The 16,606-nt window shown below is 67.4% G+C and carries 10 protein-coding genes; 3 read left to right on the top strand and 7 right to left on the bottom strand.

The window, feature by feature from the left end; all coding sequences use genetic code 11:
• Nucleotides 1-6: 6 nt before the first annotated feature.
• The 4 genes from SACGLDRAFT_RS10045 to SACGLDRAFT_RS10030 are packed head-to-tail and all read right to left on the bottom strand — an operon-like array spanning nt 7 to nt 4,539.
• Nucleotides 7-1,209 (bottom strand): pyridoxal phosphate-dependent aminotransferase, encoded by a 1,203-nt coding sequence (locus tag SACGLDRAFT_RS10045; protein WP_005464227.1) that lies wholly within the window; start codon nt 1,207-1,209, stop codon nt 7-9.
• Entirely contained in the window at nt 1,209-2,516 is a 1,308-nt protein-coding gene (locus SACGLDRAFT_RS10040; RefSeq protein WP_005464226.1) for an activator-dependent family glycosyltransferase, read from the bottom strand. The genes SACGLDRAFT_RS10045 and SACGLDRAFT_RS10040 overlap by 1 nt, the downstream gene beginning before the upstream one ends.
• Before the next feature lie 14 nt (nt 2,517-2,530).
• Entirely contained in the window at nt 2,531-3,535 is a 1,005-nt protein-coding gene (locus tag SACGLDRAFT_RS10035) for an NAD-dependent epimerase/dehydratase family protein (RefSeq protein WP_005464225.1), read from the bottom strand.
• A gap of 38 nt (nt 3,536-3,573) precedes the next feature.
• Nucleotides 3,574-4,539: an aldo/keto reductase gene (locus SACGLDRAFT_RS10030; protein WP_005464221.1), complete on the bottom strand. Its 966-nt coding sequence runs from the start codon at nt 4,537-4,539 to the stop codon at nt 3,574-3,576.
• 222 nt (nt 4,540-4,761) lie between these two features.
• Between SACGLDRAFT_RS10030 and SACGLDRAFT_RS10025 the strand changes: the two genes are divergently transcribed.
• Both SACGLDRAFT_RS10025 and SACGLDRAFT_RS10020 read left to right on the top strand, forming a co-directional pair.
• A complete protein-coding gene (locus SACGLDRAFT_RS10025; RefSeq protein ID WP_005464219.1) occupies nt 4,762-6,057 on the top strand; it encodes an activator-dependent family glycosyltransferase in 1,296 nt (431 codons plus the stop codon).
• A gap of 2 nt (nt 6,058-6,059) precedes the next feature.
• Nucleotides 6,060-7,325, top strand: a complete 1,266-nt coding sequence (locus SACGLDRAFT_RS10020) for an activator-dependent family glycosyltransferase (RefSeq protein WP_005464217.1) — start codon at nt 6,060-6,062, stop codon at nt 7,323-7,325.
• 21 nt (nt 7,326-7,346) lie between these two features.
• On the opposite strand, the gene SACGLDRAFT_RS10015 is transcribed toward SACGLDRAFT_RS10020, so the two are convergent.
• Entirely contained in the window at nt 7,347-8,057 is a 711-nt protein-coding gene (locus SACGLDRAFT_RS10015; RefSeq protein WP_005464215.1) for a class I SAM-dependent methyltransferase, read from the bottom strand.
• A gap of 75 nt (nt 8,058-8,132) precedes the next feature.
• Between SACGLDRAFT_RS10015 and SACGLDRAFT_RS10010 the strand changes: the two genes are divergently transcribed.
• Nucleotides 8,133-8,393, top strand: a complete 261-nt coding sequence (locus SACGLDRAFT_RS10010; RefSeq protein ID WP_005464214.1) for a hypothetical protein — start codon at nt 8,133-8,135, stop codon at nt 8,391-8,393.
• A 51-nt stretch (nt 8,394-8,444) separates the two neighbouring features.
• Here SACGLDRAFT_RS10010 and SACGLDRAFT_RS10005 read toward each other — a convergent pair whose 3' ends face one another.
• The gene (locus SACGLDRAFT_RS10005; RefSeq protein WP_005464212.1) at nt 8,445-9,362 is read right to left on the bottom strand and encodes an ornithine carbamoyltransferase; all 918 of its coding nucleotides are present in this window, start codon (nt 9,360-9,362) and stop codon (nt 8,445-8,447) included.
• 5 nt (nt 9,363-9,367) lie between these two features.
• The gene (locus tag SACGLDRAFT_RS10000; RefSeq protein WP_005464211.1) at nt 9,368-16,597 is read right to left on the bottom strand and encodes a non-ribosomal peptide synthetase; all 7,230 of its coding nucleotides are present in this window, start codon (nt 16,595-16,597) and stop codon (nt 9,368-9,370) included.
• Between the last annotated feature and the right edge of the window lie 9 nt (nt 16,598-16,606).

The following is a 16,606-nucleotide window of genomic DNA, read 5'->3' as shown; positions in this document are numbered from 1 at the left end:
GGCGACTCACACGGTCGCCAACGGCCAGGTGCGCCGCGCGCGTTCGATGCGTCGGGCGGCTTCCTCGATCAACGTCTCGGACTTGTTGAAAGCGATACGGACGTACGCGTTGCCGTCGGCGGGCTCGGCGAACAGCACGGTGCTCGGCACCACCAGAACCCCGGCGTGGTCGAGCAACGCCGTGGCGAAATCATGACAGTCACCGTTCGTCACGGGACGCACGTCGGCCATCACGTAGCAACCTCCCTGCGGCCGACAGCACTTCAACCCGATTCCGGAGAAGATCTCGATCACCCGGTCGCGGGCCTTCTGCAATTCGTCCGCCGGCCGCCACGCTCCCGGCTCCAGCACCCCCGAATTCACCACGGCTCGCTGCAGGGGCGCCGCCGTACCTCCGGTGACCGCGATGTGGACCTGCCGGAGCACACGGGTGTGCTCCGGAGCGGCTCGCAGAAATCCCATCCGCCACCCGCTCAAGGCATGACTTTTCGAAAGGCTGCCGACCACGATGCTGCGCTGCGCCAGCGCCGGCACGTCCGCGAGGGACACGTGCGTGTGGTCGTCGTAGGTGTAGGCCGAATACACCTCGTCACTGATCACCAAGGCGCCCCACTTCTCGCACAGCGCGGCGAGGTGGTCCAGTTCCTCCCGATCGAGGACCCTTCCGGTGGGGTTGTGTGGGGTGTTGAGGAGCACCGCCTTCGTGCGCGGGGTGAACGCGGCAGCGAGCTCGGCGGGGTCGAACCGCCATTCCGGTGCTCGCAGGGGAACGAATCGGGGGATCGCACCGGCCAGGGCCAGTGACCCGAGGAAGTTGTCGTAGTAAGGGTCGAAGATCACGACCTCGTCACCGGGGTCTATAATGGACAGTAGTGCCACGAACAGCGCCTCGGTCCCTCCCACGGTGACCGTTATCTCGGTGTCCGGATCGGCCGGCGTGGTGAAGGATCCGGCGATCCGGGACCGGAGTTCGGCATTCCCCGCCGGAGCCTCGTACTGATGGACTCCGGCTCGCAGCATGGAGCACGCGGCGTCGACCAGCTGGTCGGCCGGTTTCGGTGCGGCGGGAGTCCCGGTCGCGAGGTCCACCGCGGTGCGGGCTTGGTCGCTGCCGAGCAACGTGACGAGACCACCGCTCGGCACGTCACGCGCGCGCTTCGAGTACGGCTCACGGGCTGCACCGGCGCCGCTCCTGTCGTCTTCGGTCATCAACACGCCTCCGCATCGGTCCGTCTCGTTCGCTGTCCGGCTCCCGCCGCTCCGGCGATTTGCACCAGCCGATCGGCCACCTCGTTCGGCGGGGGAAGACGCAGCACGTCCTCGCGCAGGTCCTTGGCACGCGCGGCGAAAGCGGGATCGTCCAGCAACGCGGAAACCCCGTCCCGGACGGTGGCGCCGTCCGCGGCACCGGGTTGCACCATCAATCCCGCTCCGTGTTCGGCCAACCGGCGTGCCGCGTGTTCCCCGTCTCCCTGGTCGGGGATCACCAGCTGAGGAATCCCGAGCAGAGTGGTGGTCGCCACGGTGCCCGCACCCCCGTGGTGGATCACGGCGTCGCACGTGGAGAGCAACGCGTGCAGCGGCGTGAACGCCACCACCCGCACGTTGTCGGGGAGTTCCCCGAGACTCGCCTGCTCCGATTCGGCGATCGTGGCGACCACCTCGACGTCGACGTCGCCCAGTGCCCGCAGGATCTCCGGGACGGGAATCACGTAACCGTCGAACCTCTCGGTCGCGCTGAGCCCCAAGGTCAATGCGACCCGCCGACGTCCGGGTCGATCCCGGAGCCAGTCGGGCACCACGGCACGGCCTCCGTACGGCACGTAGCGAAGCGGAAGGTAGGTGAGCTCACCGCGCCTGCGCAGGGGCGGCGGCAACTGGTCCAGCGTCGCCTGTCCGGTCACCAGGTCCTCGGAGAACGACACGCCGTGACGATGTGCCCGTTCACCGATCCACCCGCCCAGCGCGTCGCAATCCAGCCGCGCCCGCAGGAAGCTCGAACGCACTGCACCGTAGTGGTCCGGCCCCCACAGGAAGCGGACATGCGTGGCCCCCACCGCCCGTGCCGCGATCGCCGCGCAGTACGTAGTCGGTTCCCAGATCACCAACTCGGGCCGCCACTGCCGGGCGAACGTCACCAGGTCGTCGACCATGGAGGAGTTGATCATTCGTGCCATCGCGGCCATGTCCTCGTCCGCCGCCCGCAAGTAGTCGGGAGTGATCCGACCGGGGTCCGAGGGAAGATCGAACGGCGGCGTCCGCCCCATCCGCATCGCCGCGTACCCCTCGGGGTCGAAGCGGGCGAACCTCTCGTTGAGAAGTCGTCGGACCGCCACCCAGAGGTTGTGATCGGTCCCGACCGGCACGGCGGGCAAGCCCGCGTCCGTGATCACGTCGACGAGTTCCGGCTGGCTGGCGACCCGGACGTCGTGTCCGGACGAGCGCAGGGCCCAGGCCAGCGGCACCATGCTCAGGAAGTGAGTCTTCTCGGCGTAGGTGGCGAACAGGACACGCACGGCTCGTCCTTCCCTCAGGTGTCGGAGGCGCCGGAAGCGATGGCGGACACGGTACGAACGAGAGCCTCGTCCCATCTGATCGTCGCTCTCCACCCACTCGCCTCTTGGAACGCTGTGGGATTCAGCGCGAAATCGAGGAAGTCAGTGGGGCTGGCATGATCCGGAGGAGCCACCCGAAGCACCGGGACCCGCGGCCTCCCCGTCACCTCGGCGACGGTGTCCGCGATCCGGTCGAACAACTCCTTCACCGACACGGCGTGTCCCGTGCCCACCAGCCAATGCCGTCCCACGAGGGCGTCCGCGTTGTCCATCGCCGCGACGAACGCGCGGGCCACGTCGTCGCTGCAGACCAGGTCCCTGGTGACGCTCCCGTCGTGCCACATCGTCAGCGGCAGTCCGGCGAGCGCTCGCCGGATCATCGTCGAGACGAGCCCCTTGTCCAGAGTCGCGGAGTCGGTGCCCTGACCGAACAACGTCGCCAGGCGAAGGACGACACCCCTCACCACGTTGTCGGCCGTGGCGGCCTTGAGGGCGTTCTCGGCCTCCATCTTGTGACGGTCGTAGGTGGTCAGGGGGAAGTCCGGGATGGACTCGTCGATGCGGTCGATGCCGGCTTTCCCGCACTGCGACATCGAACCGGCGAAGAGGACGATCGGTGGTTCACCACCCGCGGGACGCGTCCGGAACGCCTCGATGAGATCGAGCACCAGACCGAGGTTGACCCGCTCGGCGATTTCGTCGTTCGAGGAGACCCGCCAGGTCGCGGAACCCGCGGTATGGGCCACGAGGTGCACGACCACGTCGGCACCGGCGACGGCCTCCGCCACCGCACCCGGCTCGGCGAGGTCGGCCCGACGGACCTCGATCTTCGCCCGACGACCGTCCGCCACCGTCATGGGTCTGCGCCCCACGAGCCGCAGTCGCACCGGACGACTCGACAGCTCCCTCACCACCGCCGTTCCCACGAGGCCGGACGCACCGAGTACGACGACCAACGGTTCCGTAAGCCCGCCTGTCACAGGTTTCTCCTTGTCCGAACGACTGCGCGGTGGCACTTTCAGCGGCCCGAACGGGCGTAGTCCCATCTCATCCTGCCCACGGCCTCGGGCAGTTCCGAGAGTTCGCGCAAGTCCTCCTCGCTGAGTTTCAGATCCGCAGCGGCCACGTTCTGTTCGAGCCAACGCAATCGTTTCGTCGCCGGAATCGGTACGACCAGATCGCTCTGCGCCAAAACCCAGGCGATGGACACCTGGGCGGGAGTGGCGTTCAACCGGGCGGCCACCCGAGCGATACCTTCCACGATGGCTTTGTTCGCCTCGTAGGCTTGTCGGGAAAATCGCGGGTCACGAGTGCGAGGATCACGACTGTCGAGTTTCGAAGGGTCCACCTGACCGGCGAGGAAACCGCGCCCCAGTGGGGAGAAAGCCAGGAACGGAGTCCTGGTTCGTTCGCACCACTGCAACACTTCCCGGCTGTGAGGGGCCCAGATGGACAGTTCGTACTGCACGGCGCTGATCGGGAACAACGCGTGGACCCGCTCCAGTTCCTCCACGCTGGCGTGCGAGATGCCGAGTCCCCTGACCTTCCCCTCGTGCACCAGCTCCGCCATCGCTCCCCACGTCTCCTCCAACGGCACGTCGGGATCGACGCGATGCAACTGGTAGAGATCGATGACGTCAGTCTGCAGCCGGCTGAGCGAGTTCTCACAAGCCGCGCGAATGTGCCGCGGATGACCGTTGCGGCTGAGTTTACCGTCGGGTTGCGCCACCAGGCCCACCTTCGTGGCGATCACCGCCCGGGACCTTCGCCCCTTGAGTCCACGGCCGAGCATCCGTTCGTTGCTGTACGGGCCGTAGACGTCGGCGGTGTCGAAGACCGAGACACCGAGATCGAGGGCGCGGTGAATAACGCGGATCGACTCCTCTTGTTCGGCCGCCGTCGGACGGTATCCGTGCGAAATCGAGGTGCATCCAAGCCCCATCCGGCTCAGTCGCAGAGCACCGGAGGTCAGTTCTTCAGGCATGTCATATCCATCCTGATTTCGACTCAGGTGGGCATGTGCGGTGTCAGGAAAGTACTACAGAAAAGCCATTCCTCCGATACCTTCGGTTGAATCACGGCGAGCGACCGACCAGGATCGCCCGTGGCGCCACCATGGGAAAAGCCGAAGCGCCGTAGACCTTCCGCGAGCGTCTCGCCGGCGGGACGCCAACGTCGTGAACGCATCCGTCGAGAGTGGAGCACAATGCGCATCCTTTTCGCGACCTACTCGGAGAAGACCCATTTCCACGCGATGGTTCCGTTGGCATGGGCGTTGCTCGGCGCCGGCCACGAGGTGCGTGTCGCCAGTCAACCCGCACTCGTCGACGTGATCACCAACAGCGGACTGACCGCCGTCCCGGTGGGCCGGGACCACAATCTGTGGAAGATCGCCGACCGCTTCCTCAACTCCCGTCTCGCCCGGACGCGTCCGGAGCTGTACCGGCAGGTCCGGGCGGTGGACCTGCCCCCGTTCGACACGGCGGATCTCCCGACGGAGGAAGTGTCCTGGGACCACCTCGTCACGGGCTACCGAACGGTGGTCGATCGCTGGTATCGCGTGGTCAACGAGCCCATGACGGCCGAACTCGTGGAGTTCGCCCGGTACTGGCGCCCCGACCTGATCGTCTGGGAGCAGGCCACCTACGCCGGTCCCATCGCGGCGAAGGCCATCGGGGTACCGCACGTGCGCATCCCCTGGTGCCTCGACATCTTCGGCAAGACCAGGGAGCACTACCGCACGCTGGCCCGGCAACGCCCGGAAGCCGGGCGAACCGATCCCCTCGGGGAATGGCTCGCCGCGTCGGTGGAGGCCTACGGTGCCGAGTTCTCGGAGGACATGGTCACCGGTCACCTCACGATCGACCAGTACCCGACGCCCTTGCAACTGCGGGCCGACATCGACTATCTGCCGATGCGATACGTGCCCTACAACGGCGTGTCGGTGGTTCCCGAATGGCTGCGGGAGCCGCCCGAGAGGCAACGGGTGTGCTTCACCCTCGGTGTCTCGGCCACCCAGCGTTTCGGCGGCTATCCCGTGAAGGTGGACGAGATCCTCGAAGCGCTGTCCGATATAGACGCCGAGGTGGTGGCGACCGTGGCGGAGAAGGTACAGCAGGAGATCGGGTCGGTGCCCGAGAACGTCCGCATGGTCCCGTTCGTTCCGCTCAACGCCTTGATGCCGACCTGCGCGGCGGCCGTCAACCACGGCGCCTTCGGCACGATCAACACGACCGCCCTCGCCGGAGTTCCCCAGCTCACCATCCCGGAACAGCACGACAACCCGCCCGTGTGCAATCGTCTCGCCGCCTACGGCGCGGGACTGACGGTGTACTACACCGACGTCAGCGGCGACGTGGTGCGGGACCACGTGCTCCGGCTGCTCACCGAGCCGGCTTTCCGGAAGGCGGCGGAGACACTGCGTGAGGAGATGCTCGCCATGCCCACCCCGACCGAGGTGGTCCCCCGACTGGAGTCCCTCGCACGGGAAGGGGGGAGCTGATCGTGCGCGTCCTCCTCACCACGTACGCCGATCGCAGCGTGTTGCTGTCGATGGTGCCCTTGGCCTGGGCACTGCGTGCGGCCGGGCACGACGTCCGGGTCGCCAGCACCCCGGCGTTCACTCGTGTGATCACCGATGCCGGGTTGCTCGCCGTCCCGGTGGGCCGGGACGACGGTTTCTCCCGGCTCCTCCGCCCCGAGCAGGCCTCCGCGGTGACCGGGCTGTTGCCTCCCTACGACGCGGCCGTCCTCTCCGACGACGCCCTCGACATGGAGTCGATGCGCAGCGGGTACGAGACGGCGGTGCGTTGGTGGCACAAGATGGCCAACTTCCCCCTCATCTCGGGGCTGGTCGACTTCGCCCGGTACTGGCGTCCGGATCTGGTGCTGTGGGAGCCCACGACCTACGCCGGCTCCGTCGCGGCGGCCGCGAGTGGGGCCGTCCACGGCCGGGTCCTGTGGAGCATCGACGTCTTCGGGGTCACGCGGGCCCGCTTCTCCGCCCTGTGTCCCACGGGTGGAGCGGACCCGCTCGGCGAGTGGTTGGCCGCCTACGCCACCCGGTACGGCATCGAATTCGATGAGACTCTCGTCACCGGGATGTTCACCGTCGACACGCTCCCGGAGTCGATGCGAATGACGGCACCGGGGCTGCGTTACCTGCCGATGCAGTACGTCCCCTACGGGGGACGCGCCGTGGTGCCCGACTGGCTGCGAACTCCTCCGAAGCGACCACGGGTCGCCGTCACCCTGGGCATCACGGCGGTCTCCCGGTTCGGAAGTTACAACCTGAAGGTCCAGGAGATCCTCGACTCGCTCGCCGATCTCGACATCGACGTGGTCGCCGCTATCGCCGAGTCGGAGCAACGTGCGCTCACCCGCGTACCGTCGAACACCACGGTGGTGTCGTACGTCCCCTTGCAGGCCCTGGCGCCCACGTGCTCGGTCGTCGTCCATCACGGCGGCCCCGGCACGCTGCTCACCACGGCGAGACACGCCGTGCCCCAGCTCGTCCTGCCCTGGGAATTCGACGCTCCCGAGTTGGCCCGTCGCTTCGCTCGCCGAGGGGCGGGGATCGCACTCGACACGAGCACGATGACCACGAGTGACGTACGCGCGAACGTACTCCGTCTGTTGGAGGAACCGTCGTTCACGCACGGAGCAGCCCGGCTACGGGACGAGATGCTCCGTGCGCCGACGCCGCTGGAGCTGGTCGGCACCCTGGAAGCCGTGGCCGCTCACGGCCCCCGCCCGGTGGTCCGAAGTTGAGCGGTTCCGGCGACCGCCGACTCACCGTTGAGCGACCCACACCCCTCTGGTGAACGCCGGCAACGGCAGGAACTCGGCCGCGCATCCGGCGTCCCGGAACGCCTCCTCGTACTGCGCGTCGGTGAACAGCGTCATGTCAACTGTTCGGGTGACGTTCCGAATTCCTCTATCGGTTTCCGCGACGGCGTAGTGTATGGTCATCTTCACCTCTTGCGGCCCGACCAGAACCGAATGCGACAGCCGGTGTACGACCCGATCTCCGTCCTTCACGACATCACTGGCGATGTATCCCGGAAGGAACTGTTCCGGGGTGAACCACGGCTCGACGACGACGACACCGCCGGGTTCGAGATGGTCGACCAGCGACCTCACGGTTTTTTTCAGTTCTTTTTCGGAACTCAGATGCGGGATCGCGAAAAGGCACGTCACGGCCGAGAATTTCGCACCACGGTCCAAAGTTCTCATGTCACCCTGACTGAACGTGGCCCGTGGAATGCGCTTCCGCGCCAGTGCAAGCATGTCGGGCGACAGATCGACCCCCTCGACCGAGTCGAACGCGTCGGCCAGATAGCGAAGATGAAGGCCGGTTCCACACGCCACGTCCAGCAGTGAACGAGCAGAGCCATTACGCTCCCTAATCACCTCGACGACGCTGGCCGCCTCTTTTTCGTAATCTTTCGGACGGTTCCGCATGACAAGGTCGTACACATCGACATAAGTGCTTTCGTACACGAACGTTCTCACATCCTTTGGTCACGTTCTGATATCGTGAAACCAATCGTCGAACCACAGCCTGGAGGGACCTGCATGGCGAACGACTCGGGACAGAGCAACAAGAAAGCGGTTGATTTAATCCAAACCGTGGTTGTCCTGGCGGCGATACCCCTCGGCGTGATCCCCCTCGTTCAGTACCTCACCAGCGATGACCACGGCGGCCTGTTCACGACACTCTTCGGCGAGCAGACCGGGTCTTTGGCCGTACTCCTTCCCGCGCTGATCATCGTGGGCGCCCTGGTCATCGTCGGGGCTCTCGAAGCCGTGAAACGACGCGGCAAGAAGGACTCCTGAACGCGTCAGTGGCGCGACCCGGCGGGGCAGCTCGGGTCGCGCCACTGACGCTCATCGACCGTGACACCATTCGAGGGCGGCCATGGCGCTGTAGAGCTTGTTCCGAGCTTGTTCGAACGCGATACTCGACGGCCCGTCCAACACCTCGGCGGTGATCTCCTCCCCGCGGTGGGCGGGAAGGTCGTGCATGACGACGGCCTTCGGGTAATTCCCCACCACGTCGGCATCGACCCGGAACGGTTCGAAGGCTTGCCGCCAGTTCGGGTCCGACTTGCTCGTTCCGGTGGTCTGCCACCTCGTGGTATAGACCACATCCATCGCTCGCGGTAGCGAGTCCATGTGGTGCCGTTCTTCCACCGTGCTCCCGTACGTGTCCGCCAACGTGCGGGCTTCGGCCAGCACTTCCGGAGCCAGTCCGTAACCCTTCGGCGTGCGCAGCTCCAAGGACACGCCCTCGAAACGGGGCAGAGCGAGCGCGAGCGCGGCCGCGGTGTTGTTCCCCTCGCCGACGTACAGCACTCGCAGTCCGGCGATCTCGCCGAAGCGCTGACGTAGCGTGGTCAGGTCGGCGAGTGCCTGGGTGGGATGTTCGTCCTCGCTCATCGCGTTGACCACCGAGCCGCAGTGTTCGGCCAGGGTGCGCATCTCGGCCACCGGCCCCGCGGTACGGACCACCAGTCCGTCGAGCATGTCACCGAGCACCCGTGCGGTGTCCTCCAGTGACTCGCCCGTGTTGAGTTGGAGGTCCCCCGGCCCGTAGGTGATCACTCGCGCGCCGAGCCGTAACGCTCCCGTGGTGAAAGCGGTACGGGTGCGGGTCGAGGTCTTGCTGAAGTAGATCCCGATCACCTTGTCCCGCAGGGGTTCTCCCCACGTCCGGCGATTCGTGGCGATCTCCGCACCGCGTCGGACGATCCATTCGATGTCCTCGTCGGACAAGTCGCGGAGTGAGATGATGTCGCGTGCCATGTCGTTCAACCCTCCACGGTGTCGGAGCCGTCGATAATGGCGGCCACGGTGTCGGCCAATGTGGAAACGTGGGGCGGCAGCAACGCCGTGCGGTGATTCCCCGGAATGCTTCGCACTCGGACTCCTCCCCCGGCGAGTCCGCGCCAGTGATCCAGGTAAGAGTCGAACGACTGGCCGACGATGTCCTCGTACCCGCCCCGAAGCAGCTCCTCGCACACGAGGATGTGTACCGAGCCCGCGTACTCGGGGAAACGGTATCGCAATCGGAGTTCGGCCATCTCCCGCCACGACCGCAGGCGATCGGCCCAGCCGTGGACCAGGTCGAGATCCAGCTCGTCGGGGTCGAACACCGTGGTGCCGTCGTCGGTGATCACGGACAGCAGTTGGATCAGTTCGGCCCTCACGGAGTCCCGCCGGGCGCCCTCCGGCTCCTCCTCGCGCACGACGTCGAGCAACGACTCGGCGCGGCGGAGCAACGCCACGTTCTCCGCCAACGGGTTCACGCGGGTGGAGGGGTACTCGATCGGATCGATGAGGATCAGCTGGGGTTCCCGCCCCTCGGCATGCAGCCGACGTGCCATCTCCCACGCGATGCCGCTGGAACCGCACCAGCCCAGAATGGGGCACGGTCCCGCCGGTCGGACTTCCTTCAGCTCCGCCACGTACCTCGCCGCCACGTCGGCGAGGCTGCTCGGGGCCGCCTCCTCCCCGTTGGTCCCGGACCATTCGAACGCGGCCAACGGACGTCGGGCGGTGTACACCTCGGCCAGCTCCCGGTACCAGTGGGCGCTCCCGCCACCGGGATGCACGCAGAACAAGGGTGTGGCAGTGCCGGTGTTCCCGAGCCAGAGCAACGACGACCGCGGGTCCGGAACGGCGACGGCTTCGGCCAGACCGCGAACGGTCCGGTGTCGCAGGAAGTCCCGGAAGCCCAACGTGATCCCGTATTGCCGGGACAGGCGAGCGATGATCCGCATGGTGAGCAGGGAATGTCCGCCCAGCGCGTAGAAGTCGTCGTCCCGGCCCACTCGTTCGAGCCCCAGTACCTCGGCCCAGACCTCGGCGATGCGCTCCTCCAGTTCCCCCTCGGGAGGCCGGTACGGACTGACCGCGTCCGGACGACCGCCGTCGGGAACCGGGAGTGCGTCGCGATTCACCTTGCCGTTGGCGAGCCGGGGGAACGCGTCCAACGACAGGAAATAGGTCGGCACCATGTATCCGGGCAGGGTCCGGGTGAGGAAGGCGGCGAGCTCGGCGGGCGGGACCGGGTCCCCGTTGGGAATCAGGTACGCGGCGAGTCGTTTGACACCTTCCGAATCGGTCACGGGGTGGACCACCGCGGCACGCACCCCGGGGTGGGCCACGAGGGCGGCCTCGACCTCACCGAGCTCGACCCGGAAACCACGGATCTTCACCTGATGGTCGCGGCGTCCGAGGACCTCGATTCGACCGTCGGGGAGTCGACGTCCGATGTCACCCGTGGCGTACATCCGCCCGCCGGGCACGCCGGTCAGGTGGTCGGGCAGGAACGCGGCGGCGGTGGCCGCCGGGCGGCCCAGGTAGCCTCGTGCCAAGCCGGTACCTCCGACGAAGATCTGGCCGGGCACCCCGACGGGTACCGGTTCGAGGTCGTCGTCGAGCACGTAGGCCACCGTGTTGGTGGCCGGCACCCACTGCGCTCCGGAACTCGCGGTGTACCGCGAGCCGAAGCAGAACATGGTCACCTCGGCGGGCCCGTACATGTCCCAGACCCCGGTCTCGGTGTTCCCGAAACGGTCGACGAGCTCCGCCCCCAACGCCTCTCCGCCGGACACGCGGTGGAAGCCCGGTGGCGCGACCCATCCCGATTCGTCGAGCATGCGCCACGTGGTGGGCGAGGCCTGCATGAGCGTGGCCCCGCTCGACCGCAGCAGCGCGGCCAGCGACACCGGGTCCCTGGCGTAGTCGATACCGGCGAGGACGAGCCTGCTTCCCGCGGCCAGGGCCACGAACATGTCCATCTGCCAGACGTCGGTCACCGTGGGCACCACGGACACCACCACATCGTCCGGCCCCAGATCCATGTCCCGCGTCATCGACCGCACCCGCTCCGCCAGCGCCAGATGCCTCACCATGACGCCCTTGGGACGGCCGCTGGAGCCCGAGGTGTGCACCACGTAGACGAGGTCCTCCGGGTGCGGGGAGCATGCCGGGGGAAGCTCCGTCTCACCGGCTTCTCCCCCGCTCTCGGGCACCGAGGACGGCCGTATCGTCACCAGCGGGTCGGGGAAGTCGCGGTCGGCCACCACCACCCGCACTCCGGCGTCGCGCAGGATCGACGTGACGCGTTCGTCGGGGTGGTCCGGATCGACCGGAACGTACGCCGCCCCGAGGTTCACCACACCGAGCGCCGCCGCGACCAGGTCGGTCCGCTGTGGCAGGCAGAGCCCCACGAGCTGCCCCCGGCGCACCCCGGCCGCATGAAGCCGCTCACCGAACGCGTTCGCACGTCGCCACAGTTGCCGATAGGTCAACCGCTCGGCGCCGGACTCGACGGCGACCGCGTCGGGACTGTGCGCGGCGTGCCGGACGATGTGCTCGGGCACCGTGAGGTCCGGGGGGTCCTCCCAGTTGTCATTGCCCTCCGTCAGCAGCCGGGACCGTTCGTCCTCCGGCAGGAGCGACACCGCGGTGCTGCCGTCGGGGTTCGTGGCCATCAGTTCCAGTACCCGCTCGAACATCCGTGCGAGCAGGGCCGTGTACTTCTCGCCGATCCACTCCGACTTGGCGATGAGGACCAGGTCCCCGTCCTCGGTCAACACGCACAGGGGGAATTCGTTGAGAGCGATGTCGATGCTGGCCGAGGTGTCGACCGCGGTCCGGTCGAGCACGTGGAAGTCGAGGTAGTTGAAGGCGACCTCGATCAGCCGATCGCCCTTGCCGAACTCCACCTGAAGTTGCGGCATGGGATACCGACGATGGGGCCACAGGGCGACCTCCTGGGCGAACACCGCCTGCACCAGCTCCCGCCAGGTCCGGGCGCCGGACGGCGCCACGAAGGGCACCGGGTTGAGGAACATGCCCCGAACCTGATCGCCACCCTCCGCCTCAGTACGTCCGTTGCACAGGAGACCGGAGTGGAACCCGTCGCCCTCCGCGAACGTGCGGCACACGGCCAGATGCGCCGCGAGCAGCACACTCTTCAACGAAGCACCGGCCGCCAGGGCCAGGTCCTGGAGTCGATCCCGTAGATGCCCGTACGGCACTCTCAGGTGGTAGTCACCGGGGCCGTCGGGATCGGCCCAGGACGGCGGGATCACGAGCTTGGTGGAGTCCTTCAGTTGCTCGGCCCAGAATTGCCGGTCCGCGGTGCCGGCGAGGCTCTTCAACTCCTGGTCGATGAAGTCGGCGAAGCGAACGGCGGTGGCCGGTGCCGCGGGCGGCTCGCCGCCGTCACGGAGCGCCCGGTAACCGGCCACGAGTTCGGAGATGACGGAATTGTGGCTCCAGCCGTCGAGCACGGCGTGGTGCTCGGTCAACGTCAGGAAGAAGCGATCGTCGGCGACCCGGTGAGCGTGCACCCTGATCAACGGTGCTTTCGAGAGATCGAACAACCTGGCTCGCTCCCGCCCGCGGAACTCGTCCATCCGAGCCCGCTGCTCCGCCTCGCTCAGGGAACGGAGGTCCTCGTGGCCGAATTCCGGTTCGGCGGCGGCATGCACCCATTGCAACGACGTGGCGAGGTCGAACGAGGTCCGCAACACCTCGTGGTTCGCGACCACCTGCCTCACCGCGCCGTGCAACGCCTCGGGGTCGAACTCGCCGTCGTCGCGGATGAGGTAACTCGTGACGTTGTGGTAGTTGCTCCGGTCGGAATCCGCCAACATCTCGTAGACCATGCCGGCCTGGACGCGAGACATCGGATACGCGTCCACGACCGTGTCCGGCAGCTCCGCACGCTGTTCCTCGCTGATGAGCGCGAACGGCGCGATACCGCCCTCGTCGGCTCCGGACCCGGCGCCGGAACCCACGAGCTCGGCAATGCTTTGGTGGCGGAACAGGTCCTGCACGGCGTAGTCGAACCCTCGGCTCCGCATCCTGCCGACCAGTCGGACGGCGTGAATGGAGTCTCCACCGAAGGCGAAGAAGTTGTCGTGGATACCGACTCGCCGCACGCCCAGCACCTCGGCCCAGATCTCGGCGAGGGCACGTTCGGTCTCGTTGCGCGGCGCGACGAACGCCTCGTTCGGGTCCTGTGCCGACCGGTCGGGGCGCGGCAACGCGGCCATGTCGAGCTTGCCGTTGGCCGTCAGCGGGAACTTCGGCACCGTCATCACGATGCCGGGCACCATGTAGGCGGGTAGCCGCTCGGCCAACGCGGCACGTATCTCGGGCGCGCTGACCGTGACCCCGTCCTTCGGTACCACGTACGCCACCAACTCGTTCGTGCCCGCGTCGGACCGATGCACGGTGACCACGGCGGCCTTGAGATCGGGGTGATCGGCAAGACAGGCTTCGACCTCGCCCAGCTCGACGCGAAAACCGCGGATTTTCACCTGGTTGTCGAAACGCCCCAGGAACGCGATGTCGCCGTTCGCGAGCACCTTGGCCTTGTCCCCGGACCGATACAGCCGGGAACCGGGCGGACCGTAGGGGTCGGGCACGAACCGCTGCGCCGTCAACGCGGGACGATTCAGATAACCTCGGGTGACACCGGGGCCACCGACGTAGATCTCGCCGGGGACGCCGACCGGCACGGGACGCAGTCGATCGTCGAGCACGTACAACGTCAGGTCGCGGATCGGACGGCCGATGGGGCTGCGCTCCCCTTCCAGATCCTCGATCCCGAGCGCTCGGTACGTCGCGTGCACGGTGATCTCGGTGATGCCGTACTTGTTGACCAGCAACGGCTTTCGGTCCCCGAAACGGTCCCACCACGGCTTCAACTGGCCCACGTCGAGCTTCTCCCCCGCGAAGATGACCAGCCGCAGCGACAGCCGATCGAGCACGGGGTCGTCACGACGCACCAGCTCGATCAGGTTGCCGAACGCGGAGGGAGTCTGGTTCAGCACCGTCACGCCTTCGTCGGCCAGGAGCCGGGCGAAGTCCCACGGCGAGCGAGTGACGTCATGGGGGACGACCACCAGCCGGCCACCGTACAGGAACGCACCCCAGATCTCCCAGACGGAGACGTCGAAGGCGTAGGAGTGGAACAGCGGCCACACGTCCAGGGGACCGAACCGGTACTCCTCCTCGTTCGCGGTCAGCAACCGGACGACGTTCGCGTGGCTGACCTGCACGCCCTTCGGGCGACCGGTCGACCCCGAGGTGTAGATGACATAGGCCAAATCGTCGGGATGTGAGGCGACCGTCGGGGCTCGCTCGGAGAAAAGCGCCGTCCTGCCCCGCTCCTCCGGGTCGTCGAGCACGATCACCGGCGCCTCGGACGCGGACACCAGTTCCCGCAGGTCCCGCTGGGTCAGCAGGACCTTGACCGCGGCGTCGCTGATCATGAAGCCGATCCGTTCGACGGGATGCGCCGGGTCCATGGGCAGGTACGCCGCGCCCGCCTTGAGCACCGCGAGGATGGCAATAATCATGTCCGTTCCGCGGTGGAGGCAGATTCCCACCAGATCCTCACGCCCGACCCCGAGCGATCGGAGCCGGTGGGCCAACCGATTCGCGCGTGTGTCCAATTCGGAGTATGAAAGCCGCTCGCCCCGGAACACCAGCGCCGTCGCGTCCGGGCGCAGTCGGGCCTGTTCCGCGAAGCGGTCGTGCAGGCAGGGCGAGCTCTCCGCCACCATCAACGCGGGGCGAAGCAAATGGCGTGTCTCGGCCTCGTCGAGCAGGGGAAGGTCGCCGATCCGGGTGTCGGGCCGCGAGACCGCGGCCCGGAGCAGGTGAACGTAGTGGGTTCCCATCCGCTCGGCGGTGTCGCGGTCGAACAGCGCGTGGGCATAGGTGACGTGGCCGAGCACCGATCCGTCCGGTTGTTCCTCGAGGGTCCAGGTGAGGTCGAACTGAGCCTGCCGCTGTTCGACCGGAACGAGTTCCCCGGTGACGGCTCCCGCCTCGAAGCGGAACGGCTCGTTGTTCTGGAGGATGAAGTTCACCCCGACCAACGGGTGCGTGGACAGGTCACGGGCGACCCCCATGGCGTCCACCACGCGTTCGAACGGCACGTCCTGGTGTTCGTACGCGTCGAGCGCTGTCGTTCTCGCCCGCTGGAGAAGGTCCCGGAACGAGAGGTCGCCGGTCACATCCGCGCGCAGTACCAGGGTGTTGAGGAAGAACCCGATCACGTCATGGGTCTCGGCCCGCGTCCTTCCCGCCACCGGGCTGCCGACCGCGAAGTCGGTCTGCCCGGTGTAGCGGTGCAGCAAAGCCCAGAACGCCGCCAGGTATGTCATAAAGACCGTCGCTCGGTGTTCACCCGCCAGCCGAGCGGACGCGGCGGCGAGGTCGGTGGGGATGTGGAACGTCACCGTGGCACCGGCGGGGTCCCACACGGCGGGCCGAGGCCGATCGGTGGGCAGCTCCAGCTCGGGCAGGTCCCGGAGCTGCCGCACCCAGTAGTCCATTCCCCGTTCCCACCACTCGCCGGACGCGTGGGCCCGCTGCCAGATCGCGAAATCGGCGTATTGCAGTGTCGGTTCGGGCAGGTCCTCGCCCGCGCACAACGCGGCGAGTTCCCCGGCCAGCAGGCTTCCCGACCATCCGTCGGCGGCGATGTGATGGAGCACCAGCGACAGGACGTGTTCCCGCTCCCCCAGCCGAATGAGGCGGGCTCGCAGGACCGGTCCCGTGGCGAGATCGATGGGACGGCTGAGATCCGTGTGCAGCAGGGCGTCCAGCTCGTCGTCGCTCGCGCCGGTCAGGTCGGTGTGGGTGAGCTCGACCTCGTAGGGAGGGTCGATCGTCTGCACGGGGTTCCCGGCGTCGTCGACGGTGTACCGAGTACGGAGGATCTCGCGGCGACGGATCAGCTCGGTCAACGCGCCCCGCAGGTCCAGTCCGGAGATGTCGCCACGAAGCCGGAACGCCATGGGCATCAGGTACTCGGTGCTCCCCGGACGCAGCTGGTCGAGCACCCACAACCGGCGTTGCCCGAACGACAACGGCACCGTCCCGGTACGCGCCGCCACCGGAACGATCGGGTCGCTCGACGTCGACTCCCCGGACCGCTGCCGCAGCCGGTCCCGCAGGAGCTTCGCGCCACGGCCGGTCTCACGCTTCGGCAATTCAGAGCTCATCGTCGTCTT

Source organism: Saccharomonospora glauca K62 (assembly GCF_000243395.2).
Taxonomy (GTDB): domain Bacteria; phylum Actinomycetota; class Actinomycetes; order Mycobacteriales; family Pseudonocardiaceae; genus Saccharomonospora; species Saccharomonospora glauca.
Note: the sequence above shows the minus strand (reverse complement) of the source record. Positions and strands in the feature narration are given on the sequence as shown.